Genomic DNA, 24,083 nt, shown 5'->3' with positions numbered 1-24,083 from the left:
CTTGCCGAACATGGCAAACGACGGCGCCGCTCGCGTGCGAAATGCCGGCTACGATCGCGGCCGTTCCTCTTCCATGACGGTGGAAATGGCGAGGAGAAGCGGTGCCTCCGACAAGGCTTCGAGCGTTGCGGATAGCTTAGGCTTCCAGTTCGGATAGCTGTCGCTCGTTCCCGGAATATTCGTCGGATTCGTCTCGCCGGTCATATCGGCGAGGCGCACGGCTGCCAGCACCGAAGCGGTTTTCGCGATGAAGCGGTGGGCATCGACGACAAGCCCTGTCAGGGCCTGATCGGGCGCAGAGCCGGATGGAAGGCGCGTCGGCTGCTCGATGCCGGCCTCGTCCAGTGCGCGGGCAAGGTCCTTCCGCTCGGCTTTCCGCTCTTCCTGGTGTGCCTGCGTGATATCGGGCGGCAGGATGCCGTGGTCGGCACGGGTGGCGATGTCGGCGCCACGCCACCAGCCGGCCATGGTCTGGTGGTCATGGGTGGAGATGCAGGCAAGCGATAGCGCCGGATAGGCCTCCGCCGGCTTGAAGCCGTCCTCCGTCCGCTCGTAGGACAGGATGCGGTAGGAGAGGATGCGTGCTTCCATGAGGTCGTCCTGCAGTCCGTCCGGGAGCACGCCGAGATCTTCGCCGATGACGAGGCATTCGTGCTGTCTGGATGTTTGCGAGAGAATGTCGAGGAGATCCCTCTCCGGATAGGCGACATAGGCGCCGCCATCCGGCTTGAGATCGAGCGGCACGAGGAACAGGCGGCGGAGGGCTGCGGCGTGATCGATGCGGATGGCGCCGGCATAGCGCATGGCGGCGACCACCATGCGCTGATAGGGCGAAGGATCGCCGCTGGCGATGGCGGCAGGCTGAAAGGCGGCGAGATGCCAGTCCTGGCCGTCTGCGGCGAAGGGGTCCGGCGGGCTGCCGACGGTCGCGCTGGAAACATAGAGATCGCGCTCGCCCCAGGTCGCCGCACCGTCGAGCGCTTCGCCGACGGCGAGATCGAGATAGAGGCCGATCCGCATGCCTGCGGCTTTCGCCGCTTTCGCTGCGCCATGGAGCTGGCAATGCGCTAGCCATTGCAGCCACATATGGAAGCGGATCTCGTCCTCATGAGCATGCGCGAATGCCACGACATCCGGGCTCTCGGGGTCCTTGAAACGCTCCGGCCAGCCGTGCCACCCGGCGCCGAGCCCGCGATCGGACATGGTGGACGACAGGGTTTCGAACAGGGCATGCAGACGCAGAGGGGCGCCCTCGCGGTCGATGAAGTCCTCAAAAGTCTCCGGTTCGGTTTCGTCGGTCTTTCCCGGCGCCCATCCGGTCCAGATATTGCGCAGCGCCTCAAGCTTCAGGCTGCAGACGCCGACGTAGTCGACCAGCGGCGTCTCTCTCAGGCCGGCTGCCCTGCGCTCGACCTCGGGGTCGGCTTCATAGCCTGGAACAAGATCGACGGCGATATAGAGAGGGTTGAGGCGCTGGCGGCTGGAGGGCTCATAGGGGCTGCAGCGATTGGGATCGGCCAGAAACGGGGCGTGCAGCGGGGTCAGTCCGATGAAGTCGGCGCCGAGCGGGCCGAAGAGGCGCGCGACGTCGCAGAGATCCTGAAAATCGCCGATGCCCCAATTGCGCGACGAGCGCAGGCCGTAGGGTTCCAGGGTGATCCCCCAGACGCGGTTGTCTCGAAGGAAGGGTGGAAGGTAGGATGCAGGCAGGGGCTCTGACGGGGCGGATCTTTGCTTCGAGGCCGTCATGCCCGATGGCGCGGCGCTATCGGGGTCGACGTTCAATGCTGCGAGGATCTTCGTCTTCGTCTCGGTGGAGACCGTGACAACATGTCCATCGGGGCTCGGTCGCGTTTCGCCGATACCGTGCCGGCGTGCAAACTCGTCGATCGTCTCGCGCTTCATGGATGTCGTCGCCTCTCGCGGAAGTCCTGATAGGGTGTGAGGAAGACCTAAGGCGGTCCGACCGGATGGCAAACAGCGACCGGGTGTTTTGGAAGGCCTGTTGCCGGGTCGCTGTGTGCGGCGACGGAGCCTGCGCGAACCGCACGCCTGTGCGATGGCAGTCTCTTCCGTTGGTGGACGCGATCAGATCTTTGCCGATTGGCCGGATTGTTTCAGCGAGGCGAAGGTGATGGTGACGTCGCGCAGATTCGCGTCCAGCCAGTCGGCTATTGCCACCTCTTCGTCGAGATTGGCGCGCAGCGCGGGGGGCGGCATTGGGGAGCCGCCGAGTTCGGCCATGCTCGTGCTCCTTCTTGAACAAAGAGCAGCCGACCCATGGGACGTGCGTTACGTTCCCTAGGGAACGACAGGGCAGGCCACGAGGCCCGGCCGAGAAAGCCTCAGTGGCTGGTCGCTGCCTTGGCCTGGCGCATGGCGGCCAGATATTTCTCGCCCGGACGCGAGGCCATGGCGGCGACCTTGATGCGGGTCTGTTCGCGATGGGCCTCGGCCCGCTGACGGGCGGCTTCGCCCTGCGCGATCAGGATCCGGACGCTTTCGCGCAACTCGATCTGCTTATCCATCGCATACCTCATGCTGCTGCGAGATCGGCAACCTCGCCGAACTGGATGATCAGACGGGGCTCGCTCATGTCGCCGGACTCTTCGTCCACCTTGACGGCATAAGCTGCCACGCCCGGAAAGCGGGCGGACATCGAGGTCGCGATCTTCTCCGCGCTGACCGCGTTCGACGCCTGGCGCATCTCGCCCGGAGCAACGCCGCCACGAACTTTCTTGAAGGGCATGACGATGAACTTTTCTGCTGTTGCCATCTCGATCGTCTCCTGATTTGTTCTCTAAATGTTCTATTTTTTGTCGGAAGTCAAGCGCCGCCGTCAGGTTCTCTTTGGAACCCGGCTCGAAACCCGGCTTGGAACTTTGGCGGCGATCATCCGTTGCAGCTTCGGCATGCCGAAACGGCGACGGATCGGAGTGGCCGCTCATGCGGCCGTCGTCCGACGACGAGGATGTCGAGGACCGATCCTCCGAGCGACCGGATCCAGACCGATCGACCAGACCCAGACCCAGACCCATATCAGACAAGGAACAGAACCCATGGACCAGTCCGTAAAATCGCGCCGCAAGGCTGACCTGAAGACCCCCACAGGACTTTCACAAGAGGGTGTGAAGGATATTTCCGGCGGTGCCTCGGCGCTTCTGGCCGACGTCTTCGCGCTCTATCTGAAGACGAAGAATTTCCACTGGCATATGTCCGGCGCGAATTTTCGGGACTATCATCTGTTGCTCGACGATCATGGCGCCGAATTGCTGGCGATCACCGACCCGCTGGCAGAGCGCGTTCGCAAGCTTGGTGGATCGACCCTGAAGTCGATCGGCGACATTTCGCGCCAGCAGCGGATCAAGGACAACGATGCCGATTTCGTTCATCCGCATGAGATGCTCGCCGAACTGCGCGACGACAATGGCGCTCTGGTGCAGAGCATGCGGGAACTTCACGATGTCTGCGACGAACATAGTGACGTCGCAACCGCGAGCCTGCTCGAGAACTGGATCGACGATGGCGAGAAGCGCGTCTGGTTCCTGTTCGAGATTCTCCGGGGCACGAATGCGCGGTAAGGGCTCGAAGCCGTCCGACGTGAAAAGGCGCAGGCCTTGCAGCCTGCGCCCCTCTTTCCGGATTGTCGGCCACGGATGGCTGACGGATATTCAGATCCTGCCGTCTTTCAGGCGCGACAGAAGATACTTGCCATAGGTGCTCTTGCCGAGCTTCTTGCCCAGCACTTCCAGCTGGTTGGCGTCGATGAAGCCGTTGAGATAGGCGATCTCTTCCGGGCAGGCGATCTTAAAACCCTGGCGACGCTCCAGCGTGGCGACGAAGTCACCGGCGTCGAGCAGGCTGTCGGGCGTTCCCGTATCGAGCCACGCATAGCCGCGGCCCATGAGTTCGACATTCAGGTCGCCACGTTCGAGATAGGCCTTGTTGACGTCGGTGATCTCGAGCTCGCCGCGCGGGGAGGGCTTGAGATTGGCTGCGATCTCGATGACGTCGCTGTCGTAGAAGTAGAGGCCGGTGACGGCCCAGTTGGACTTCGCCGCCTCGGGCTTCTCCTCGATCGAGAGTGCCTTCATGCTCTTGTCGAACTCGACCACGCCGTAGCGCTCGGGATCGGCGACATGGTAGGCGAACACGGTCGCGCCTTCGGTCCGGGCACTCGCGCGTGCGAAGAGGTCGGTGATGCCGTGGCCGTAAAAGATGTTGTCGCCGAGGATGAGGCAGGACGGATCCGAGCCGACGAAATCCGCGCCGATGATATAGGCCTGCGCAAGACCATCGGGCGAGGGCTGTTCGGCATAGGTGAGGTTGATGCCCCAAGCGCTGCCGTCGCCCAGCAGGCGCTGGAAGTTCGGCAGATCGACCGGGGTCGAGATGATCAGAATGTCCTTGACGCCGGCCAGCATCAGCGTGGACAGCGGATAGTAGATCATCGGCTTGTCATAGACAGGCATCAATTGCTTGGATGTGACGAGCGTCATCGGATGCAGTCGCGTGCCGCTGCCGCCGGCGAGAATAATACCCTTCATCGAAATACTCCTGATAAAATCATGCCTCGAGGATGCGGGCGACGACGGTTTCGGTTGCCGGGCGCCAGTCCTGCAGGGTGACGCCGTGGGTGGATGAGAGCTTGCTGCCGTCGAGCCGGGAATTGGCCGGACGCTTCGCCGGCGTCGGATAGGCGCTCGACGGGATGGGGTTGACGGTCGCGGACGGGCCGTCGCGTTCGGCCGACAGGCGGAAGATCTCGGTGGCGAATTCCGCCCAGCTGGCCCGACCGGCATTGGTCAGGTGGAACGTGCCGCGCAAAGCGGCGTCGTCGCTCTTCAGCAGGTTGCCGGCGACGGTGAGAACGGCATCCGCGATGTCGAGCGCCGAGGTCGGGCAGCCTACCTGATCGGCAACCACGTTCATTTCGTCGCGATCGGCTGCGAAGCGCAGCATCGTCTTCACGAAGTTCTTGCCATAGGGGCTGTGCACCCAGGCGGTGCGCAGGATGGCGTGGTTCGGCGTGGCCGCCGCCACCGCCTGTTCACCGGCCAACTTGGAGCGGCCGTAGGCACCGATCGGGGCGACCGGGTCGCTCTCGACATAGGCTCCGGTCTTTGTGCCGTCGAACACGTAGTCGGTCGAGATGTGCACGATCGGAATGCCGAGACCGGCTGCCGCCGTCGCCAGAGCACCCGCGGCCTCGCCGTTGATCACCGTGGCGAGCGCTTCCTCGCTTTCGGCCTGGTCCACGGCCGTATAGGCGGCCGCGGAGATGATGATGTCGGGTCGTACCGCCGCAATCGCGGGGCCCAGGGTTTCGGGCGCGGCGAAGTCCACCTCCGGACGCCCGAAGGTGACGATGGCGATATCGGGATGCTCAGCGGCCCGCTCGATGATCGAGCGCACGACCTGCCCCTCCTTGCCGGTGACGAGATACTTCAGGGCCATCAGGACGCCTTCGGCTGCGTCTGGATGAGACCGAGGCGGCCGCCGTCATAGCCGTCGCGCAGGGGCTTCCACCACCATTCGTTCTCCAGATACCAGCGCACCGTCTTTTCGATGCCGGTATCGAAATTCTCGAGCGCTTTCCAGCCCAGTTCCGTTTCCAGGCGCGTCGCATCGATGGCGTAGCGGGCGTCGTGACCCGGACGGTCGGTGACGTGCTCGATCAGCTGGGCATGCGGTGCGCCCTGCGGACGAAGCGTGTCCATGAGTTCGCAGACGCGGTGGACGACGTCGATGTTGCGCCGCTCGTTGCGGCCGCCGACATTGTAGGTCTCGCCGACCTGACCGCGTTCGGCAATCAGATCCAGCGCGCGGGCGTGATCCTCGACATAGAGCCAGTCGCGGATATTGGCGCCGCTGCCATAGACCGGCAGCTTCTTGCCGTGCATCGCATTGAGGATGATCAGCGGGATCAGCTTTTCCGGGAAATGGTAGGGGCCGTAATTGTTCGAGCAGTTGGAGACGACGATCGGCAGGCCATAGGTGCGCTGCCAAGCCTTGGCCAAGTGGTCGGACGAGGCCTTGGAGGCCGAATAGGGCGAGCTCGGATCGTAGGGCGTCGTTTCCGTGAAGAGACCTTCGTCGCCGAGCGAGCCATAGACCTCATCGGTGGACACGTGAAGGAAACGAAAGGCGTCCTTCGCGTCGGCGTCCAGCGTGTTCCAATAGGCGCGGGCGGCTTCGAGCATCGTGAAGGTGCCGATCACGTTGGTCTGCACGAAGTCGGCCGCACCGGTGATCGAACGGTCGACATGGCTCTCGGCGGCGAGATGCATCACCCGATCCGGGCGGAACGTGTCGAAGGCTTCCTGGATCGCGCTGCGATCGCAGATATCGGCCTGCAGGAACCTGTGGTTCGCCTGGTTGCTGATGCTGTCGAGAGAGGTCAGCGTGCCTGCATAGGTGAGCTTGTCGATCGTCAGGACCTCGTAGCCCTTTTCGAGGACGAGATAACGAACCACGGCCGAACCGATGAACCCGGCACCTCCGGTAACAATAACGCGCATAATGATCGGTTCCTGACTGGTTTTACGAGTTGGCGTTCGCGCCGGTGTAGATGAAGCTTTCCTTCAGGTCCGCAAGCATCGGCTGAAGAGTGTCCTTCTTCGAGAGAACGGGCGTCTTGGCGACATCGGGCCAGACGATGCCGATGGCCGGATCATCCCAGCGAAGTCCGCGGTCGTGTTCCGCGCTGTAGTAGTCCGTCACCTTGTAGCTGACCTCGGTGGCCGGGACCAGTGTGCAGAAACCATGCGCAAAACCGGCGGGGACCCACAGCTGATGGCCGTTCTGCGCCGTCAGCTCGGCGCCGACATACTGACCATAGGTCGGCGAACCCACGCGGATATCGACTGCGACGTCGTAGATCGCGCCCGCGATGCAGCGCACCAGCTTGCCCTGGGCGCGCGGCTCCAGCTGGAAGTGCAGTCCGCGCACCGTGCCGGCATCTGCCGAAAGCGACTGATTGTCCTGACGGAACTCGACCTTGGCTGCCTGTTCCTCGAACAGGGACTGTCGAAACGTTTCCATGAAGTAGCCCCGGTCGTCACCGATTTTGTTCGGCTTGATCAGGACCACGTCGGAAATCGAGAGGCGCTCAAAATTCATGCGGATTTCCATCTGTCGTTGCTAATATAGTTCTATCTGTCGGCGTTACTTGTATCAATCGGACTGTGCATCTTTCAAGACACCCGTCCGAAACAGACAGATGCAAGAGATGAGCCATTTCGAAATCGCGCCGATTCAGCCGCGTCTTCCCCCACCAGATGACCATCGAAGACCGGATTGCGTGTTCCGCGTCGACATGCAGCTGCACTTTTCGACAGCAATGGTCAGCAAGCGGCAAGGTCGCCGCTTCATGGTCGTTTTCCCGTGGGAGAGATTGCGGGCTGCGCTATAGTTCAGCGCGACGTGATTGGAAGAAAGCCGCTGACATGCCGCATCGCAGGGACGCTCGCAACAAGCCGACAGAGGGCAGGAAGGGGCGTGTGACGGAAAGCGCGACCGCTGCCGCGGCAGGGGATCTGGAAGAAGAGCAGTCGCTCGGCCAGCAACTGCGGATGATGCAGCAGGCCTTCGTCGCTTCGCCGTCGCGGCGGATCATCCTTCTTCTGGCTGCCGGCCTTCTCACCGTCATCATTGCCATTGCCATCGGTCAGATCTTCCTCAACCGTTGGTACAAGCCATTCTACGACACGCTGGAGCGGCGCGACCTGCCGGCCTTCCTCAGCCAGTTCGTCGTCTTCGGTCAGATCGCCGGCGTGATCCTCGTGCTCAACGTCATCCAGACCTGGCTCGGTCAATGGATCAAGATCAAGTTGCGGGAGGGCCTGACGCGGGACCTGATCACAGAATGGATGAAGCCGACGCGGGCCTTTCGCCTTGCCAATGCCGGCTCGCTCGGCATCAACCCGGACCAGCGCATCCATGAGGATGCACGACATCTGACGGACCTGACGGCCGGGCTCGGCATCGGGCTCGTCCAGTCCGGCATTCTTCTCGTCAGCTTCATCGGCGTGCTCTGGTCGCTTTCTGCCGGGTTCGTTTTCCGGTTCGAGGGCTATTCCATCGCCATTCCCGGCTACATGGTCTGGGCCGCCATTCTTTACGCCGGCGTCGCCTCCTGGCTGAGCTGGCTGGTCGGGCGGCCGCTTGTGAAGCTGAACGGTGAGCACTACCAGCGCGAGGCGGCGCTGCGCTTCTCGCTCATGCGCGTCAACGAGCATATCGAGGCTGTCTCGCTCTCGGGCGGGGAGGCGAACGAGAAGCGCCGGATCGAGCGCGATCTCGCCTCCGTGCTGGAGATCAGCCGTGGCCTGATGTTTGCGATGACGCGCCTCACCTGGGTCACGGCGGGCTATGGCTGGGTCACGGTGATCGCACCGATTGTCATCGCCGCGCCGGTCTTCTTCGCCGGAAATCTGTCCTTCGGCGGACTGATGATGGCCGTCGGCGCCTTCAACCAGGTGCATGCTTCGCTGCGATGGTTCGTCGATAACATCGAGGCCGTGGCCGACTGGCGCGCGACCCTCCTGCGGGTCTCGGCCTTCCGCTCGGCCATGCTGATGACCGACGACCGCTACGAGAACGACAAGCGGATCGTCTATGCCGAGCCGAATGCCGGCAGCATCGTCATGGACGATCTCGCGGTGGCATCGCCCTCCGGCAGCGTCAAGCTTGCCGATGCGCATGTCGAGATCAAGCCGGGAGACCGGGTGCTGATCACGGCAAGGACCGATGTCGACAAGAGTTCGTTCTTCCGCGCGGTCACCGGTCTCTGGCCCTGGGGCCGCGGGCGGCTTGCGCTGCCGCCGCAGGACAGCATGGCGTTCATCCCGCGCGCGCCCTATTTCCCGCCGGGAAGCGTGGCGGAAACCCTGATCCATCCGGCAGCATCCGACCGTTTCCCGCGCGAGCAGCTTGCATCCGTGCTGACGCGTCTCGGGCTCGATCGTTTCGTCGCTGCGCTCGATCAGTCGCTGCAGTCTCAGGTGAAGCCGACGGAGGCGGAGTTGCGTCTGCTCGCCATCGCCCGGCTCGGCCTCCACAAGCCGCGGTGGATCGTCATCGAGGAGGTGCTCGATACGCTCGATCCGGAAACCTATCAGCGCGTCGTCACCTTCTTCACGGTGGAAACGGCGAAAGCCGCGATCGTCAATATCGGCCGGATGCAGCCGAACGATGGGTTCTTCAAGCGCGTGCTGCATCTCGAAAACGATCCCGGTGGCAAGACGTTGAAGCGACTTCAGCCGCACAGCCTGCGGACGCGCGGGACGCATCGGGACGGTTGACGCGCTTTTTCGCGTGCCATTAAGGGGACATTGGCGAATTCGCGTTATGCAGGAACGAGGGACCCGAAAGGGCAAACGTCACGGTATCCGCGTCTCTGGCGGATCGGGGGAGGCTCGACGTGGAAGGACCGCTGCAGCATCGCTTCTCCCTCGTGGTCGCCACCCTCGGGCGCGTCGAGGAGATCGAGCGGCTTCTGGTCTCCCTCGTTGCGCAGCAGCGTCGGGATCTCGAAGTGCTGTTCGTCGATCAGAATGGCGATGAGCGGCTTGTGCCGCTGCTCGCGCGCTTTTCCAGTGATATCGACATCGTTCACATCCGCTCGACCGAGACGGGTGTCTGTCGCGCGAGAAACCGCGGTGCGACCGCGGCCCGCGGCGCATGGCTGATGTTTCCGGACGACGACTGCTGGTATCCCGCCGATTTCTTCCGGTCTCTGGACACCCTGATGGCCTCGGTGCCGGCAGATATCTATAGCGGCCGCCCGACGGACCAGGATGGGCGGACGATCATGGGGCGGTTCGCCGGGGATAGCGTGACGCTGACCCGGGACACGGTATGGGACACGCTGATGGAGTGGATCGTCGTGGTGCGACGTCCGGTGTTCGAGCGCGCAGGCGGGTTCGACGTGGCTCTGGGGCCGGGGTCGGGCACGATCTGGGGCGCGCACGAGATCCAGGACATGGTGCTGAAATGCCTGGAGACGGGGGCGACCGGGCGATATTTTCCGACGCTGAACGCCCATCATCCCGAAGATCACGGCGATCGGCGCACGCTCGACCATGCGCAGAAGATGTATCGATATGGCGCCGGGCTCGGTTATGTGCTCCGCCGCCATGGCTATGCGATGAGACGCGTTCTGCCGGAATTGCTACGCCCGCTCGCAGGGATCGTCGTCCACGGGTTGAAACGCGATTGGGCCATGGCGCGCCGATCGCGGCATCTCTTTCTCGGGCGCCTGCAAGGATGGCGCACGGCACCGCCCCGAAAGGCCGAGCGATAGGCGGTTTTCGAGCCCATCCGTCCCTCGATTTGACGAGGCAAGATCTCGATGAGCGGGATCGAATATTAACCGGGTTTCGCCTAGACTGCCGAGCCCCGCACGGATGTGCATCCAATCAACGGAACCGAACGCGCAATGTCTGCCGCCAGCTTGGATACCATCCGGATACCGCACCCTGCAGGCCGGCCCGTTACGTTCGAAAACACCGTCGGCCTTTTCACACCGGCGCAAGGTGCGGTCACGCGTGCGGCGGTGCTGTTCGTCAGCCCGTGGGGACTGGAAGAACTGTGCGTGCACCAGGCCTGGCGCGAGCTTGCCGACAGCCTTTCGGCTGCCGGTATTGCCAGTCTGCGCTACGATCATCCCGGCACGGGCGATGCGTTGGATGTTTCCGAGCCCTCGGGCCTCGATCCCTTCGTGACGACGGCGATGGCCGCGGCGGGATGCCTGCGCGATCTCGTCGGGTTCGACCATCTGGTGGTGGTGACGCAGGGGTTCGGTGCCTTGCCGGTCTCAGCGCTGCTGCAGGCGCAGGGCTCCATGTTGCCACCAGCAGGCGTCGCTTTTCTCGCGCCCGTCACCAACGGGCGACGCTATCTGCGCGAGCTTTCGCTCTGGTCCAAGGTCGTCGACGAAGCGCTGGGTCTGCCACAGGGAAGCGGCGGATCGGGCACGTCCATTGCCGGGCTGGTCATGGAGGAGAGCGTTGCCGCCGCGGTGCGCCGTGCGGATGCCAAAGCCTTCAAGCCTTCCGCATCGACACGCTTTTTCATCGCGGAACGCGCGCAATCCGACACCGACGCTGCCTTGTCCCTCCAGTTGCAGGACGCGGGCGCGGATGTCACCCGCGTGGATTTCGAGGGCTATTCCAACCTCGTATCGAACCCGATCATCGCAGAGACGCCGGTTGCGGTCTTCAAGGCGTTGACCGCGTGGATCCTCGGCCTCGATCTCCCCACCGCAGCTCTGGGGCAGGGACAGGGGCAGGGCGGACCGTCTTCCGGCGTTCTCGACGGTGGAGACTTCATGGAATGTCCCATGCGGTTCGGTGCCGGAGACCGGCTGTTCGGCATCCTGTGCACCCCGGCGCATTCCATTCCCACGGGCACGGCCTTGCTGCTCGGCACCGGCTACGACCGCCAGTCCGGCTGGGCCCGATCGACCGTGGAGACCGCGCGGATGCTGGCGTCTTCCGGCATTGCGTCGTTCCGCTTCGACGCCGCCGGCGTCGCCGACAGCCCTCCGGTGCCGGACGGAGCGCGACAGGTGCTCTATTCGCCGGGCCAGATCGCCGATGCGCGCGCAGCGCTCGATCGCATCGAGGCCATCGGTCTGCCCGATCCCGTCGTCGTCGGCCGATGCAGCGGCGCCTATCTCGCCTTCAATGCGGCACTGGCCGATCCACGCTGCCGCGGCGTGATCGCGATCAACATCCTGACCTTTGCCTGGGACCCCCGCGACGATGTCGACCAGATGGTCCGCTACAATCCTCGCTCGCTCGCGGACTACAAGCGGCGCGCTTTCCGCGTGGAGACCGCCTACAGGCTGATCTCCGGCAAGATCGACGTCCCGCGCGCGGCCGGCAATATCGTGAAGATCGTCGTGCGCCGCGTCTTTCGGACGGCGGCGCCGGTCATGGGATCGCTGTCCATCGACGCAAGGCTTCGCAAGGCCGTACACCGCGCATTCCGCCAGCTGTGCGAACGTCATGTGCCGATCTTGCTCGTCTATAGCGTCGGCGATATCGGATTGGCGCGGCTGAGGCAGCATTTCGGCCGGGAGGGCAAGCTGCTCGCACGCTATCCGAACGTCTCCCGCCTCATGCTGCCGGATGCAGACCACAATGTGACGCCGCCTGCCGCGCGCGCTCTGTTGCGCGAGCACATCCGCGATGCGATCCTCGCCATCACGTCCCCGAAGCGCAAGGCATCCTGAGCGATCCGGTCTTTACGACCGCAGATCCAACGACCGGCGATCCCTTCCCTCTCAGACGTGAACGGTGAGGGCGCTGCCGATGGCGGAGATCTCGCCGGTGGGGCGCTCCGGTCTATTCGTCTGCGGGACCAGGTCGATGCGCCGCGTCGCGCCGGGGGCGAGGTGGAACCAGTTGTCGGACGGCAGAAAGCCGGGACAATCGAGGTGGACCGACTGAGCGAAACGGTCGGTCGCGATGTCGAGTGCAAACCCGCCCGAACTGTCAACAAGAGCGGCGGTCAGTGTCGCATCGTGGAGGGCGGCCCGGCGGCCGAGCGGGAAGTGGAAGGCATCGGCGATCCACGCGTTGGTTTCCGCCAAGACGAGGCGTGCCTCGGTGACGTCATGCTGCGGGCCGGCGAAACGATAGGCATAGGTCGTATCGAAAAACGCGCCGAACAGGTCGGTTGCCGCAAGACGCGACCTCGATCTCGGCGCAAGCACGGTTTCATGCCGGCCGGAGACGACGGTCTGGCGTCCGCCGCGCCGGCAGGTCACTTCCAGTCGCACGGGGAGAGCGTGGGCCGAGTCGTTGATGAGGTGGATGTCGAGACCGTTCGTTCCCTCGTCGAGGAGCAGAACCTGGACAGGGCGGAAGGCGCGGCGGACGGCATGCCAGACGGGCTTTGGCAGACCCGTCGCATCGACGAGCCCCCAGCCGGCCCCGGCCAGCAGGTCCTGGAGCGTCCAGACGAGCGCGCCGCCGCAGTCTGATCCCGCCCGCCGCCACTCCGAAAAGGTTGCTTCGACCACCTCGCCGGTCACCGCTCGGGACAGGTCGAGATAGCGAGCGGGGTCCTCCCGCCGCAGCCTCGCGGGGTCGAGGTCGTAGAGACGGCCAAGATAGTGGTCGCGCGTGTCCTCGAAGTCCCAGGACGCATCGCGATCCCGGGGAACGCGCGCCTTCCAGCGGGGATCGTGGACCGGGGCGACCGGGAGATGCGCGGCGAGGGTCACTTGCTCCGGCACATTGGAAAAGGCGAGGCACTCCGCCGCGAAGCTCACATTTGCGCGGCGCGCATCCTCCAGCGGTCGCTCATAGGCACCGACGCCGTAGTAATGCCCGACGCCTGCGTTCGGAGAGAAAGGCTGCGCCCCACCGAAGGGGGAATTGGGGATATAGGCGATGTCGGGGCGCTGGTCCGCGACGATGCCGGGAAGGATCGCCTCGGTCAGCGGGCCGGCCCAGACACGCTCTGCAAGGCCCATCATCGCGGCCTGCTGATACATCTCGCTGCCGCCGCAGAAGACGACGAGCGACGGCGAGGCCCGCGTCGCCCGCAGCAGCATCTCCACCTCGTCTTCGAGTGCGGCGGTAAAGGCCTCGTCCTCGGCCGGATAGTCGAAATTGGCGAGCATCGCGTCCTGCCAGACCATCAGGCCGAGTTCGTCGCAGAGCGAGAAGAAGGCCTTCGTCTCATAGGTCATGGTTCCGCCGATGCGGATCATGTTCATGTTGGCCTCGGCCGCGAGATGCAGCCAGGGCGCATAGGCCTTTCGGTCTCCCGGCAGTGCAACGATGTCCGCATTGGTCCAGACGGCGCCGCGGCAGAAGATGTCGATGCCGTTGATCTTCAGCGCGAAACGCGTGCCATCGGCACCGCGGTCGATCTCCACCCGCCGGAAGCCGGTGCGGCCGAGACCGATGCGATCTCCGTCGAAGAGAATCTCGACGTCATGGAGCACCGGCTCGCCATGGCTGCGCGGCCACCAGGGCGAAATACCGGGCAGATCGAGCGTCGCCTCCGCATGGCCGTTCTTGATCGTGACGGCTGTCTCATGGCCGCCGCAACGGAGCCGCATGGACTGCGTCGCCGTCGTCTCGAAGCGAACCGTGAGATGGCCCGTGGCGTCGGCATCGAGCGACGCGGCCATGTCCACGGCGCGGATGGAATGCTGTCCGGGGCGCAGGAGCGTCACCGGGCGATAGGGCCCGGCCGCATGGATCTCCGGGCACCAGCCGGGCATGTAGCCGAGCGCGGTGGTCCGCATGCCGCGCAGGCCCGCAGGCACGATCATCTTGGTCCGCCAGCGGGCGCGCTTCAGCTTGCGCGACAGATGCGGCAGGAGGGCGCGGCAGCAGATGGCGAGGCGATCGCCGTTGCCGGTCAGGCGGACGGGGACGTCGTGGCGCGTGAACATGCTGTGCGACGACAGGATCTTTTCGCCGTTGAGAAAGACGTCGGCGACGGTTGCGAGCCCCTCGAAGCGCAGAAGGGCGTCTCCCGGCGCCTCGTCGGCGATGATCGTGAAGAACCAGGCATCCTGCCCGTTCAGCGGCTGGGGCGTCGTGCGGTCGAAAAGGCCTGCCGCTTCCAGGGCTCCGGCCACGGTGCCGGGAACGATGGCGGATATGCCGTCGTCGTCCGCTAAATCCGATGGGTCGGCGTGCAGGTCCGGCGGCGTCAGGACGAGGCGCCAGCCTTGCGTCAAGGTGCGTTCATCCACGAGACGGAGGCGGGCGGGAAGCGGTGTCATGATGGCCTGCGGTTTCCTGTCTCTCGGCGTGTCGATGCGGGGTCAGGCGAGCTTGCCCGCGAGCCCCTGCATCAGCGCATCCCAGGCGTCCGCCGCGGGCGCGAGCGTTCCTGCCAGCGCGTCGAACTTCTTGCGGTTGACGGCGCGCGCGACCTGGAATTGCACGGTCTTGCCGACTTCGGAGATTTTCGTCGCGGCCAGACGTTCGGTCTCATAGCGACCGTCGGTCGCGATCCAGCCGAGATGGGTGGCCAGCAGTTCGTAATTTGCACCGAACTGGCGAAGCGTGTTGAAGGCGTATTTGTGGAAGAAATCGAAGTCGCGGTCGGCCAGAGCCTCGACCTGCGCCGGGAAGACGGCCGCAAACGCCCGAAACGGGTTCTCGCGCGGCCGGCGGGCAAAATGGAATGCGAGCAGCGCCTCTGCCTTTTGCCGGATATGCGCCTCGTCCGGCAGCACGCTCGGCAGCTTGGCAAACTCGGTATAGGGCAGAAGCGGCACTGCAGTGGGTGCGCTCAGCGTCTGGAACAGGCCGTCGAAATCGTCGCCTTCCAGATGGAAGAAGCCGCCATTGTGAAAATAGTCGAGGCTGCGGCCGGCCGTATCCAGCCGGTTGATGCCGATCGTCGTCTTGCCATGCTCGCGGCCATAGGCGACACCTACGGTGTCGGGCATGAAGAAGCTGTCCATTTCGACCAGGCAGAGACGGCCGCGGGCGATCTGGGTTTCCAGATGCCGCTCGACCTTGTCGAAGATGGCCAGTTCCGTGCAGGTGATGCCGTAGAGCGTTTCGAGGTCTTCCAGCGGCACCTTGAAGAAGGTGAACTGGTCGCCTTCGAAATCCTGCGTCAGCGTAAAGCCGAGCATGGCTTCCGGCGGCAGGCCGAGCGTGTTCAGGACCTCGATCCAGAGATCGATATAGCAGTTGGTCTCCGGCCACATGCGCTCCTTGTCGTGGAGCGCATGCGGGCGATAGGTCTCGGGCGCGAGGCCGGGGAAGACGGCTTGCATGGTTTGATCAGCCCCAGAGCGTCTTGCGGACGTCCGCCGGCCATTCGTTGACGTCGAGGCCGTGATGCTTGAACAGAGCGAGCGCGATACGCTCGAGACCGAAGCCGACGCAGGCGGTATGCGCCGTTTCGCCGTCTGCCGTCGTCAGGCCCCAGGTCTTGCCGAAATGATCCTGATGGTAGTTGAAGCTCATGCAGGCGGTCGGGCCGGCATTGGCGTTGACGGGGATCAGCAGCTCGAACTTGAGGTTCTGGTTGCGCTGGTTGTTCTTGTACATTTTCCCGGCGCGACCGAAGAAGGGATCGTTGGCGACGTCGATCTCGACGGGCAGGCCGACCGATTCCATCAGCTTGGTGCCGCGCTCCATCCAATCCTGGCGGAAGGCGACGACATCCGCGGGCTTGCCCATGCGAACATATTCGCGCATGCGGAACAGCTGCATGCGGGTTGGCTCTTTCGAGGGCTCATGACGGAAGCAATAGGACTGCAGGTCGAACAGACCGCCGCCGGCCGGCAGGGCGCCGCGCTTGGCGATCGTCGGGTAAAGGGGATAGCAGGCGGCGGGCGTCAGGACGATATCGGTCGCCTGCTGCTGTCCGGTCCAGTCCTTGCCTTCCTCCATGCAGGTGAGCAGGCTGACATGGTCGAGCTCGCAACCGCAAAAGGAATGGATGGTGCCGGCCAGCTGCGGAAAGCTCTTCATGTAGCCCGAGCCTTCGAAATGGGCGCGGTTCATGCCGGGCGGGAAGCGGATCGCCTCCGGCTTGTCGACGCCGCCGAGACCGTCGATGACGGCTTCGAAGCGGGTGATGACGTCTTCGAATACGCCGCTGCGGCCGTAGAGCCCATCGACACCGGTATCGATGAGGAGGCCGGCCGCGAACAGCCGGTCAAGCAAGGAAAGCTGCATATCCATGGTCCGTTACCCCAGAAGGTTGGTTTCGATCTTGTTGACGAGAAGCATGTTCGACGTGTTGGCGAGAATGCGGTCGTTGGAAATCATCAGCTGCGCAGACTGGGCGTCGCGCAGGTGGCGTCCGAGCGAGAACGGGGTGCCGTTCTTGTAGCCCATGATGCCGGTGATCTGCATGGCGTGGTCGATGATCTCGGGCACGGTCTTGGAGACGGCGAGCTTGACGTTGTTCATCGCGACGGAGAATCCCATGGAGGAGAGCAGCTCCGGCTCGACGAGGGCCGCCTCGTAGCGGGCCAGGCCGGCGGTGACGTTGGCGCGGACCTGTTGCAGGAGGCTCGACGCCTCCGCGAGATGGAGTGCGCCGGGCGGTGTCTGGCCGGGGCTCTTGCGGGCTGCGGCGCGAACGAAGGCCTGTGCCCGGGTCATGGCGTTGACGGCGATGCCATACCAGACGCCGCCCCAGAGCAGGTGCGAGCTTGCCAGCATCGACTGCGCCGCAATCTCGGCGAAGGGCTTCGGCAAAATCTGCTCCTTCGGAGCGACACCTTTGAAAAGGTAGCCTTCCGAACAGGTGCCGCGCATGCCGAGCGTGTCCCACTCGTTGGTCCGCTCCAGCGTGTACTGGTCTTTCGTGAAGACCGTCATGACCTGGTCGGTGGTGACGGCATCCGGATGGGCGCGGGAGGTGATGAGGATCGCGTCGGCGTGGCGGCCGTAGGAAATGACCGTCGCATCCTTCTCGAGCCGGCAGCTATCGCCGTCGATTTCGATGGCGCAGATCGAATTGCGCATGTTGCCGCCGATGCCGCCTTCCGTCGTCGCCGAGGCGATGAGAAGCTGTTCATCGACGATGCGGCGCATGAAGCTCTGATGCCAGGGGCTGTCGATGCCGTGGGACACGAGGCTCGACAGCTTGATGTGGTGCATGGCGAAGATCATGGCAGAGGCGGCGCAGGCCTGGCCGAGAACGGTGCAGGCTTCCGCGATCTGCGCGGTCGTCGCGCCCTCACCGCCCAGTTCGATGGGGATCTGGATCGACAGGAGCCGTTCCGAAACCAGAGCATCGACGGCTTCGCGCGGGAAGCGGGCATTGCGGTCCACGTCGTCTGCGTGCTGGCCGGCGATGCCCGCCACGCGGCGCGCGCGCTCCAGCAGCGTCGATCCTTGAGCGGTGAGGGAGACGTCCATCAGGCGGCTTCTTTCCCGGCGACCAGCTGGGTGACCGTCTGCTCGATGATCGTGATGGTGGAAAAGGACCGGCGGTTCAGCAGGTTGTCGGGAAACTCGATGTCGAACGTGTCTTCCAGCGCCAGCATCAGCTGGACGGAGCCATGCGACGACATGCCGGCCGCGTAGAGGTCCGCGTCGTCGTCCAGATCGGCTGCCGATGGCAGCGAGGCATATTGGGCAAGCATCTCTCGGATTTGGGTCTTCATGGCATCGCTCCTTCTCAGCGCGGCTTGGGGCATTCGGCTGTGGTGATGCAGACTTACTGGTTGTGGGCTAAAAACGGGCTAAGGAATATAGCTAAAGTTTCCTCAAGCAGGGTCTCATATGGCGCGACCAGTGGACCTGCACGCTTAAGCCCCTGCAATTGCAGTGCTTCGCCAGAATGCCAGTGCCCGCGTTCAGGGCTTGTTAACTATAAGCTGTCAAATCTCAGGACGGAGACCCTCGTGCGGGTGGATCACCGGCCGTCTTGGACCCGGCACGTCTCGACCAAGCGTGTTCGCCGCAACCTGGCGTGGAATGGAAGCCCTATGGACATCGATGTCTTTCAACTTCCGTCGATCGTGATGCGCCGCATCGGCATCGTCATCGTGACGGCGTTGATCTTCGGCGGCCTGGGCTTTGCCTTCGTATTGAGCCAGCCGGCCGTGTTTCGCGCTTCCACGCAGATCCTGCTCGACCCCGAGCGGCTTGCCGCCGTCGGCCAGTCCGCCGGCGACACGGCTGCACCCGCGCAGGCGCAGCAGGCGATCGACAGCCAGATCTATGTCATGCAATCCTTCAGCGTTCTCTCGGAAGCCGCGCGCAAGCTCGAGCTCAAGAACGATCCCTTCTTCCAGGCAAAGGCCGGCCTGATCGGGCGAATTCTCGGGCGGTCTCCTCCGGGCCCCGGCTCCGACGAAGCGGCCGCAGCCGGCGCGGCTGCGGCGCTGGCGCAGAACCTCATCATCACGCGGGCCGACCAGTCGCTGGTCTTCACCATCACGGCCCAGCATCCGAATGCGGACCGCGCCGCCGAGATCGCCAACACCGTGTCCGCGATCTACCTCGACAAGGCGAACAAGATCGGGTCCGACAAGAGCCTCAAGGCCAGCATGAGCCTGCAGGTCGAGGCCGAGGCGCTGCGCAAGCGGCTGCTCGAAGCCGAGGACAGGGTCGTCAAGTTCCGCACACAGAACGGGCTGATCAGTACCGGCGAAAAGGGTCTGGTGACGGACCAGCAGCTCGAGGATGTCACGCAGCAGCTCGGCAGCGCGCGCGCGGCGCTGGAACAACAGCAGATCAACTACAATCAGGTGCGGGCTCTCACCACCGGGGATCTCGCCTCGGGTGCGATCCCCGAAGCGCTCCAGCAGACCTCGGTCACGACGTTGCGGACGCGCTATGCACAGACGCTCGACCGGCTGGCCGAGCTGCAGACCAGCCTCGGCAGCCGTCATCCCCAGCTTCTGACCGCGCAGGCACAGGCCGAAAGCATGCGCCGGGCACTGGAGTCGGAGCTGAAGCGGGTGCAGGACTCGGTGCGCAATACGTTCGAGCGCAGCAAGGCCAATGTCGCGGCGCTCGAAACGCGTTTTGCCGCGCTTCGCAATGCCAATGGCGACAGCGGCGACGCGCGCACGACGCTGGCCCAGCTCCAGAGCGAGGCGGACGCGATCCGCGGCGTCTACACGTCCTTCCTGACGCGGTCGGAAGAATTGAGCCGCCAATACGACATCGGTTCGGGCAATTCGCGCATCATCTCGGAAGCTTTGCCGCCGACGAAGACGACGCGCGCCTCCGCTTTGCTGGTGGCCATCGCCGGCGTCCTGTTCGGGGCTGCCGCAGGCTCGGCCATCGCCGTCGGGCTGGAGATGCTCGATGGCCGCGTGACCTCCGATCGTCAGATCGTCGACATGCTCGGCGTTCCGGTCATCGCGCGCATCGCCCCGCGTCAGACGCTGAAAGCCGGGCCGGCTGACGACGACGCCTGGGATGCCAGCCGGTCCCGCCGCGGGCGCGGTCTGTTCGCGCGGATGCGCGGGCGCTTGCCGATTTCGGGTCGGGCGGCTGCCCGATCGCATGCCGCCGAACGCCAGCGCGAAGCCGGCGTTACGCGCGCAGCCTATGTCTTGACCGATGCCGTTGCCGCCGTGCCCGCCCGAATCGTGTTTCTGTCGCCGGGCCTGGAAAAGCCGGACGAGACGCTGGTCGGCGATATCGCGCTCGCGCTCGCCGCGACGGGTGCCGCGGTCGATCTGGCTGCCGCGTCCGTCTCCGCGTCCTCACCGCTGGCCGGCACGTTGCAGCGGATGCAGACAAGCGGCGTGCCGGCATTCGAGAGCGTCGGCTATCGCCGCCTCGATCGCCACGCCATGCCGCGTCAGCGCAGTCGCGCGTCCGGTTCTCTCCTGTCGGCGGCCGTCCGGCCTGCGCCGGCCGATTTTTCGGTCATCGACGCGACGGGAGAGGAAAATGCCGCGCGGCTGATGGCCTTCGTGAAGGACAGCGATGCGATCGCCATCGTCATCCGGCCCGGACGCGTCGGTCGCTCCGATCTGAAGGATCTCGCGCAATCGCTCGGGCCGTGGAAGACCAAGCTCGTCGGCGCCGTCATCGTCGAGGCTGCGGCCTGATGAGCGTCCTGCAGGACGTCTCGGCCCGATACGCCTTGCCGGTCCGCGGCCTGGCAGCAGCGGACGATGATGCCTGGCGGGGCCTCTATGCGCGTCTTGCGGCCTTTAGCGTCATTGGCGGTCTCGTCTTCAACGCGCTTCTCTGTCTCGTCAATACGCGCGTGATGCGGGTGTCGGACGGACATGTGATGATGTCGGAAATGGTGCTTATCGGCTGCGTCTTCATCGTCGCGCTGGGGCGGCGCACGGCGCCCTACATGCTGCTCGCCGTCTTCATCTCCTACATGCTTTTCCTGTTCACCATGCGCGGCCAGCCCGACCTCAAGGCCGTGCGCGATATCCTCATTCCGATCGGCTTCTATTTCGCCGGCCGGACGCTGCACGACCTCAGGCTCGCCGACCGGCTGGTCTTCACTTCGGCCGCCATCGTGGTCGCTGTCGGTCTGTTCGAATATATGGCGCTCGACGTCTACATCTCCTTCTTCAACGTCATCGGCTATTACCTCGCCCGCGGCAGCGTCACGGTCGATCAGCTCTACGGACAGACGACCGGGCTCTTCATCAGCGGCATGCGGCCGAGCGCGCGCACCATCCTGCCGTTCCTCGGCATGCACCGGGTGTCCTCGGTGTTCCTCGAGCCCGTGTCGGTCGGAAATTTCGGGGCGATCGTCTATGGCTGGTGCCTGTTCCGGCCAAACATGCGCCTGCGGTTCGTGACGCTGTTTCTCGCCCTGACGGTGATCGCCCTCGGAGATGCGCGGTTCGGGCTCTACACCTGCATCCTCATGACGCTGCTTCTGCCTGTCTACCGCTTCATGCCGCGTCTCGCATGGTATGTCCTGCCGTTCATCATGCTGTCGGTGCTGGCCTATTACGGCATTCAGTCGGGAACGCAGGGCGGGCCGAACGATATTGGCGGGCGGTTTCAGGTCACGGCGCATCTCCTGACCTCGCTTGATCTGCGCGTGGTGTTCGGCGCCCAGACGACGACGCAGTTCACGGCGGATTCGGGTCTTGCCTACACACTCACGAAGTTCGGCCTGTTCGGCTTCATGGGGCTGTGGGGACTGCTCGTCTTCGCGCCGCTGAAGAGCGGCAGGGCCCGCATCTTCCACGGCATGGTCATCGTGTACCTGCTGCTGCTGATGATCATCAGCGACAGCGGCTATTCCATCAAGACAGCGGGCCTGCTGTGGTTCCTGTTCGGCACCATTTCGGTTCTCGACGAGGCCGCACTCGGGCGCAAGCCGCGAGACGCCTCGTCAGCCGGGCGCGATCTCAGCGCGGCTTGAAGGCGTCGAGCGCCGGGCAGGAGTCCTCCTCGCGGGCGAGTTTGCGCGTCGTCAGGGCTCGCAACTGCAGCCTGTCGCCGGTTTCGGTCGGCTGAACGTTCAACGGTTCGTCCGGCGACCACCAGTCGCCGGCTGCCCAGTAGGTCCAGCCGATCCAGACGTCCTTCGCCTCCGCCATCACGTCGACCATGCGGGCCAGCCCGATCATGCAGTCCGATGTCGCCGATCCGCCGAATTCGCCCAAAAAGCCACGCGTCTTGTTGGCGCGGAACCAGTCGGTCATGGAGCGCAGGGCGGCGACCGCGTCGTCACCGCGCGGGCAATCGTCTTTCGTGCCGGAGAAGTCGCCGTCGAGATACTGGTGCACCTCGAACGCCATATTGTTTGCCGTATCCCTGACCTTGATCATGGTCGAGGCATTGGAGGAGCCGCCGATGTCCACCTGCCAGCTATGCGCGCCCGTCCAGGAGACGCCGGGCACCAGCACGAGGTTCTTCGCGCCCGTCTTGCGGATCGCGGCAATGGCGGCATTGGCCGGCGGCAGCCAGGCGGTGGGGGGCATGTCGAAGGGTTCGTTCATCAGCCCGAAGACCACGCCTTTCTGATTGGCGAAGACCTTGGCGAGACGCGACCAGACATCGGCGAGCGCTGCCTGCGGCACGTCCTTCGTGCCGACGATCTTTTCGTTGTAGCGGGCGTAGTTGTGCAGGTCGAGAATGACGGTCTGCCCGTGTGCGCGCATCGCCTCGACGCTCTCCTTGAGACGGGCGAGTTCCCCGGTGTCGAGCGGGCCGTTCAGCCGGCGCTGGATGCGCTCCCAGCGAAACGGAAGGCGGACGGTGTTGAAGCCCTTGCCGGCGAAATAGTCGATCGTTTCCTTGGACGGGTAGGTGTATTCCTTGCCGAAGGTGCCGGGGATGGTGCCGAATTCGGCGCCTGCAATATTGACGCCGTTGAAGCAGCCGGCAAGGGCCGGCTGGACGCCGGTCGAGAGGCAGGCTGTCAGCGCGAGCAGACGGGCGGCGCGTCCGGTGAAGGACCGTGTCGATTGCATGATGTCAGTCCTTATCGGGCAGGGGCGGTCGCGTCGAACGATAGGGCAGGGCGGGGTGCCGCGGCAAGGCCGAGCACCGAGCGATAGACGTCGCAATAGCGATCGGCCACGGCATTCCAGCCATAGGCTCTGGCGGCAGACATCAGATCGGCCCGAAGTGCGTCGCCGCGCGTTTCCAGGCGGGCGTAGGCCGCTTCCAGAGCGTCGGCGGTGGCCGAGATGTCGGCGAAGTCGCTGAGCGACAACTCCGTATGCCGCCCCGCCAGATCGGTGAAGGCGGCGTTTGCGTTGAGCACCGGAAGCAGCCCGGCGCTCATGGCCTCGACGGCCACAAGGCCGAAGCCTTCATAGTCGGAGGCCGAGACGAACAGGGAAGCCTCTGCAAGACGCGCGCGGATCTCGGGATTGGTGAGGCCCTTGTGGAGGGTCACGGCCGTCTCGACGCCCTGCCTGCGCGCCTCGGCCTGCAGCATGTCGACGGTGAGGTCGGAGGGAACACCGATGATGTCGAGGCTCCAGTCCGGGTGGCGGGCCTTCAGCGCGGCCGTCAGTTCGATCAGCAAGGGGAGGCGTTTATTGGCGGAGAAGCGACCGATGGTGACGAGCCGGCGCGTCGGCACGCGGCACGCGGCATCCTCGAACTTGGCGATATCCACGCCGTTCTCGATGAGGCGGACGCGGCTTCCGGCGATCGGCTCGAAGGTGCGCATATCCGCCTCGCTGCAGCCGATGATCTCGGCATAGCCCTGGGCCGAGCCGCGCGTGACGGTGTTGAACCAGGTTTTCTTCAGAGCTGAAAAGGACTTGGTGTGAAAGAAGCCGCCATGGGTGGTTGCGACCATCGGGCGACGGTGAAGGACGCGCGCCCAGGAGAGGGCATCGAAAAAGAAGTCGATGGCGTGGACATGGACGAGATCGGCGTCGCGCAGATGCCGGAAAATGGCGGGTGCGACCGGATATCGGGGGGAACCGCGCCAGGGAATGCGGACGATCTCGATGCCGTCGATGGTCTCCTGGTGGGGCAGCCGGCCGCGCTCGGGTTCGGAGAACAGGCTGTCGCAGGTGACGACGCGCACGCGGAAGCCGCGCTCCGGCAGCGAATGGCAGAGATTGGCGACGACGTCTTCGAGGCCGCCGCGATTGGGCAGGAACTGGCGCACGACCTGAACGATCAGGGGTTTCTGGCCATGCGGCGTCATATCGCTGC

General features: G+C 64.5%; 21 protein-coding genes. 6 read left to right on the top strand and 15 right to left on the bottom strand.

Translation table 11 applies throughout. The annotated features are described in order from the left end of the window. Nucleotides 1–48: 48 nt before the first annotated feature. The 4 genes from malQ to C8J36_RS15815 form a co-directional block, all read right to left on the bottom strand. The gene (gene malQ, locus C8J36_RS15825; protein ID WP_132536229.1) at nucleotides 49–1,905 is read right to left on the bottom strand and encodes a 4-alpha-glucanotransferase; all 1,857 of its coding nucleotides are present in this window, start codon (nucleotides 1,903–1,905) and stop codon (nucleotides 49–51) included. Between the two features lie 183 nt (nucleotides 1,906–2,088). Further along, nucleotides 2,089–2,244 carry a hypothetical protein gene (locus C8J36_RS24960; protein WP_165915073.1) on the bottom strand — a complete coding sequence of 52 codons (156 nt, stop codon included), beginning with the start codon at nucleotides 2,242–2,244 and terminating at the stop codon, nucleotides 2,089–2,091. Between the two features lie 101 nt (nucleotides 2,245–2,345). Continuing rightward, nucleotides 2,346–2,528: a hypothetical protein gene (locus C8J36_RS15820; RefSeq protein WP_062475557.1), complete on the bottom strand. Its 183-nt coding sequence runs from the start codon at nucleotides 2,526–2,528 to the stop codon at nucleotides 2,346–2,348. A gap of 8 nt (nucleotides 2,529–2,536) precedes the next feature. After that, complete coding sequence (locus C8J36_RS15815) at nucleotides 2,537–2,776, bottom strand: hypothetical protein (protein ID WP_062475554.1); 240 nt, start codon at nucleotides 2,774–2,776, stop codon at nucleotides 2,537–2,539. 283 nt (nucleotides 2,777–3,059) lie between these two features. On the opposite strand from C8J36_RS15815, the gene C8J36_RS15810 reads away from it, so the two are divergent. Beyond that, a complete protein-coding gene (locus C8J36_RS15810) occupies nucleotides 3,060–3,581 on the top strand; it encodes a DNA starvation/stationary phase protection protein (RefSeq protein WP_062595956.1) in 522 nt (173 codons plus the stop codon). A gap of 90 nt (nucleotides 3,582–3,671) precedes the next feature. Here C8J36_RS15810 and rfbA read toward each other — a convergent pair whose 3' ends face one another. The 4 genes from rfbA to rfbC are packed head-to-tail and all read right to left on the bottom strand — an operon-like array spanning nucleotide 3,672 to nucleotide 7,122. Further along, nucleotides 3,672–4,547, bottom strand: a complete 876-nt coding sequence (rfbA, locus tag C8J36_RS15805) for a glucose-1-phosphate thymidylyltransferase RfbA (protein WP_062595955.1) — start codon at nucleotides 4,545–4,547, stop codon at nucleotides 3,672–3,674. 19 nt (nucleotides 4,548–4,566) lie between these two features. Then, nucleotides 4,567–5,451: a dTDP-4-dehydrorhamnose reductase gene (gene rfbD / locus C8J36_RS15800; RefSeq protein WP_132536338.1), complete on the bottom strand. Its 885-nt coding sequence runs from the start codon at nucleotides 5,449–5,451 to the stop codon at nucleotides 4,567–4,569. 5 nt (nucleotides 5,452–5,456) lie between these two features. Then, on the bottom strand, nucleotides 5,457–6,521 hold the full coding sequence (rfbB, locus tag C8J36_RS15795) for a dTDP-glucose 4,6-dehydratase (RefSeq protein ID WP_062595954.1): 1,065 nt from the start codon (nucleotides 6,519–6,521) through the stop codon (nucleotides 5,457–5,459). Nucleotides 6,522–6,543: 22 nt separating this feature from the next. Further along, entirely contained in the window at nucleotides 6,544–7,122 is a 579-nt protein-coding gene (gene rfbC, locus C8J36_RS15790) for a dTDP-4-dehydrorhamnose 3,5-epimerase (RefSeq protein ID WP_062595953.1), read from the bottom strand. 380 nt (nucleotides 7,123–7,502) lie between these two features. Here rfbC and C8J36_RS15785 point away from each other — a divergent pair, with 380 nt between their 5' ends. From C8J36_RS15785 to C8J36_RS15775, 3 genes are all read left to right on the top strand, one after another. Continuing rightward, nucleotides 7,503–9,305, top strand: a complete 1,803-nt coding sequence (locus tag C8J36_RS15785; protein WP_244481249.1) for an ABC transporter ATP-binding protein/permease — start codon at nucleotides 7,503–7,505, stop codon at nucleotides 9,303–9,305. A gap of 119 nt (nucleotides 9,306–9,424) precedes the next feature. Continuing rightward, a complete protein-coding gene (locus C8J36_RS15780) occupies nucleotides 9,425–10,306 on the top strand; it encodes a glycosyltransferase family A protein (protein ID WP_165915072.1) in 882 nt (293 codons plus the stop codon). Between the two features lie 135 nt (nucleotides 10,307–10,441). Beyond that, nucleotides 10,442–12,241 carry an alpha/beta hydrolase gene (locus C8J36_RS15775; protein WP_132536225.1) on the top strand — a complete coding sequence of 600 codons (1,800 nt, stop codon included), beginning with the start codon at nucleotides 10,442–10,444 and terminating at the stop codon, nucleotides 12,239–12,241. A 51-nt stretch (nucleotides 12,242–12,292) separates the two neighbouring features. On the opposite strand, the gene C8J36_RS15770 is transcribed toward C8J36_RS15775, so the two are convergent. Genes C8J36_RS15770 through C8J36_RS15750 form a run of 5 tightly spaced genes read right to left on the bottom strand, consistent with a single transcriptional unit; the run spans nucleotide 12,293 to nucleotide 18,121 of the window. Beyond that, nucleotides 12,293–14,758, bottom strand: coding sequence for a glycoside hydrolase family 2 protein (locus C8J36_RS15770; protein WP_132536223.1), 2,466 nt, complete (start codon nucleotides 14,756–14,758; stop codon nucleotides 12,293–12,295). A 42-nt stretch (nucleotides 14,759–14,800) separates the two neighbouring features. Continuing rightward, nucleotides 14,801–15,769, bottom strand: coding sequence for a DUF1839 family protein (locus tag C8J36_RS15765; protein ID WP_132536221.1), 969 nt, complete (start codon nucleotides 15,767–15,769; stop codon nucleotides 14,801–14,803). 7 nt (nucleotides 15,770–15,776) lie between these two features. Next, nucleotides 15,777–16,685 (bottom strand): amino acid--[acyl-carrier-protein] ligase, encoded by a 909-nt coding sequence (locus tag C8J36_RS15760; protein ID WP_132536219.1) that lies wholly within the window; start codon nucleotides 16,683–16,685, stop codon nucleotides 15,777–15,779. Between the two features lie 6 nt (nucleotides 16,686–16,691). Beyond that, complete coding sequence (locus C8J36_RS15755; RefSeq protein ID WP_132536217.1) at nucleotides 16,692–17,873, bottom strand: acyl-CoA dehydrogenase family protein; 1,182 nt, start codon at nucleotides 17,871–17,873, stop codon at nucleotides 16,692–16,694. After that, nucleotides 17,873–18,121: an acyl carrier protein gene (locus C8J36_RS15750; protein WP_062595945.1), complete on the bottom strand. Its 249-nt coding sequence runs from the start codon at nucleotides 18,119–18,121 to the stop codon at nucleotides 17,873–17,875. The genes C8J36_RS15755 and C8J36_RS15750 overlap by 1 nt, the downstream gene beginning before the upstream one ends. 324 nt (nucleotides 18,122–18,445) lie before the next feature. On the opposite strand from C8J36_RS15750, the gene C8J36_RS15745 reads away from it, so the two are divergent. Both C8J36_RS15745 and C8J36_RS15740 read left to right on the top strand, forming a co-directional pair. Then, the gene (locus tag C8J36_RS15745; RefSeq protein WP_165915071.1) at nucleotides 18,446–20,530 is read left to right on the top strand and encodes a GumC family protein; all 2,085 of its coding nucleotides are present in this window, start codon (nucleotides 18,446–18,448) and stop codon (nucleotides 20,528–20,530) included. Beyond that, nucleotides 20,530–21,822, top strand: coding sequence for a UDP-phosphate alpha N-acetylglucosaminyltransferase (locus C8J36_RS15740; RefSeq protein WP_132536213.1), 1,293 nt, complete (start codon nucleotides 20,530–20,532; stop codon nucleotides 21,820–21,822). The genes C8J36_RS15745 and C8J36_RS15740 overlap by 1 nt, the downstream gene beginning before the upstream one ends. On the opposite strand, the gene C8J36_RS15735 is transcribed toward C8J36_RS15740, so the two are convergent. Next, nucleotides 21,809–22,876, bottom strand: coding sequence for a glycoside hydrolase family 5 protein (locus C8J36_RS15735; protein WP_132536211.1), 1,068 nt, complete (start codon nucleotides 22,874–22,876; stop codon nucleotides 21,809–21,811). The two genes, C8J36_RS15740 and C8J36_RS15735, sit on opposite strands and share 14 nt — an antisense overlap. Before the next feature lie 11 nt (nucleotides 22,877–22,887). Beyond that, nucleotides 22,888–24,075 (bottom strand): glycosyltransferase family 4 protein, encoded by a 1,188-nt coding sequence (locus C8J36_RS15730; protein ID WP_132536336.1) that lies wholly within the window; start codon nucleotides 24,073–24,075, stop codon nucleotides 22,888–22,890. Nucleotides 24,076–24,083: the final 8 nt, after the last annotated feature.

It is taken from the genome of Rhizobium sp. PP-F2F-G48, from assembly GCF_004342335.1.
GTDB lineage: Bacteria > Pseudomonadota > Alphaproteobacteria > Rhizobiales > Rhizobiaceae > Ferranicluibacter.
The sequence above is the reverse complement of the archived record's forward strand: the minus strand, read 5'-3'. Positions and strand labels throughout refer to the sequence as shown.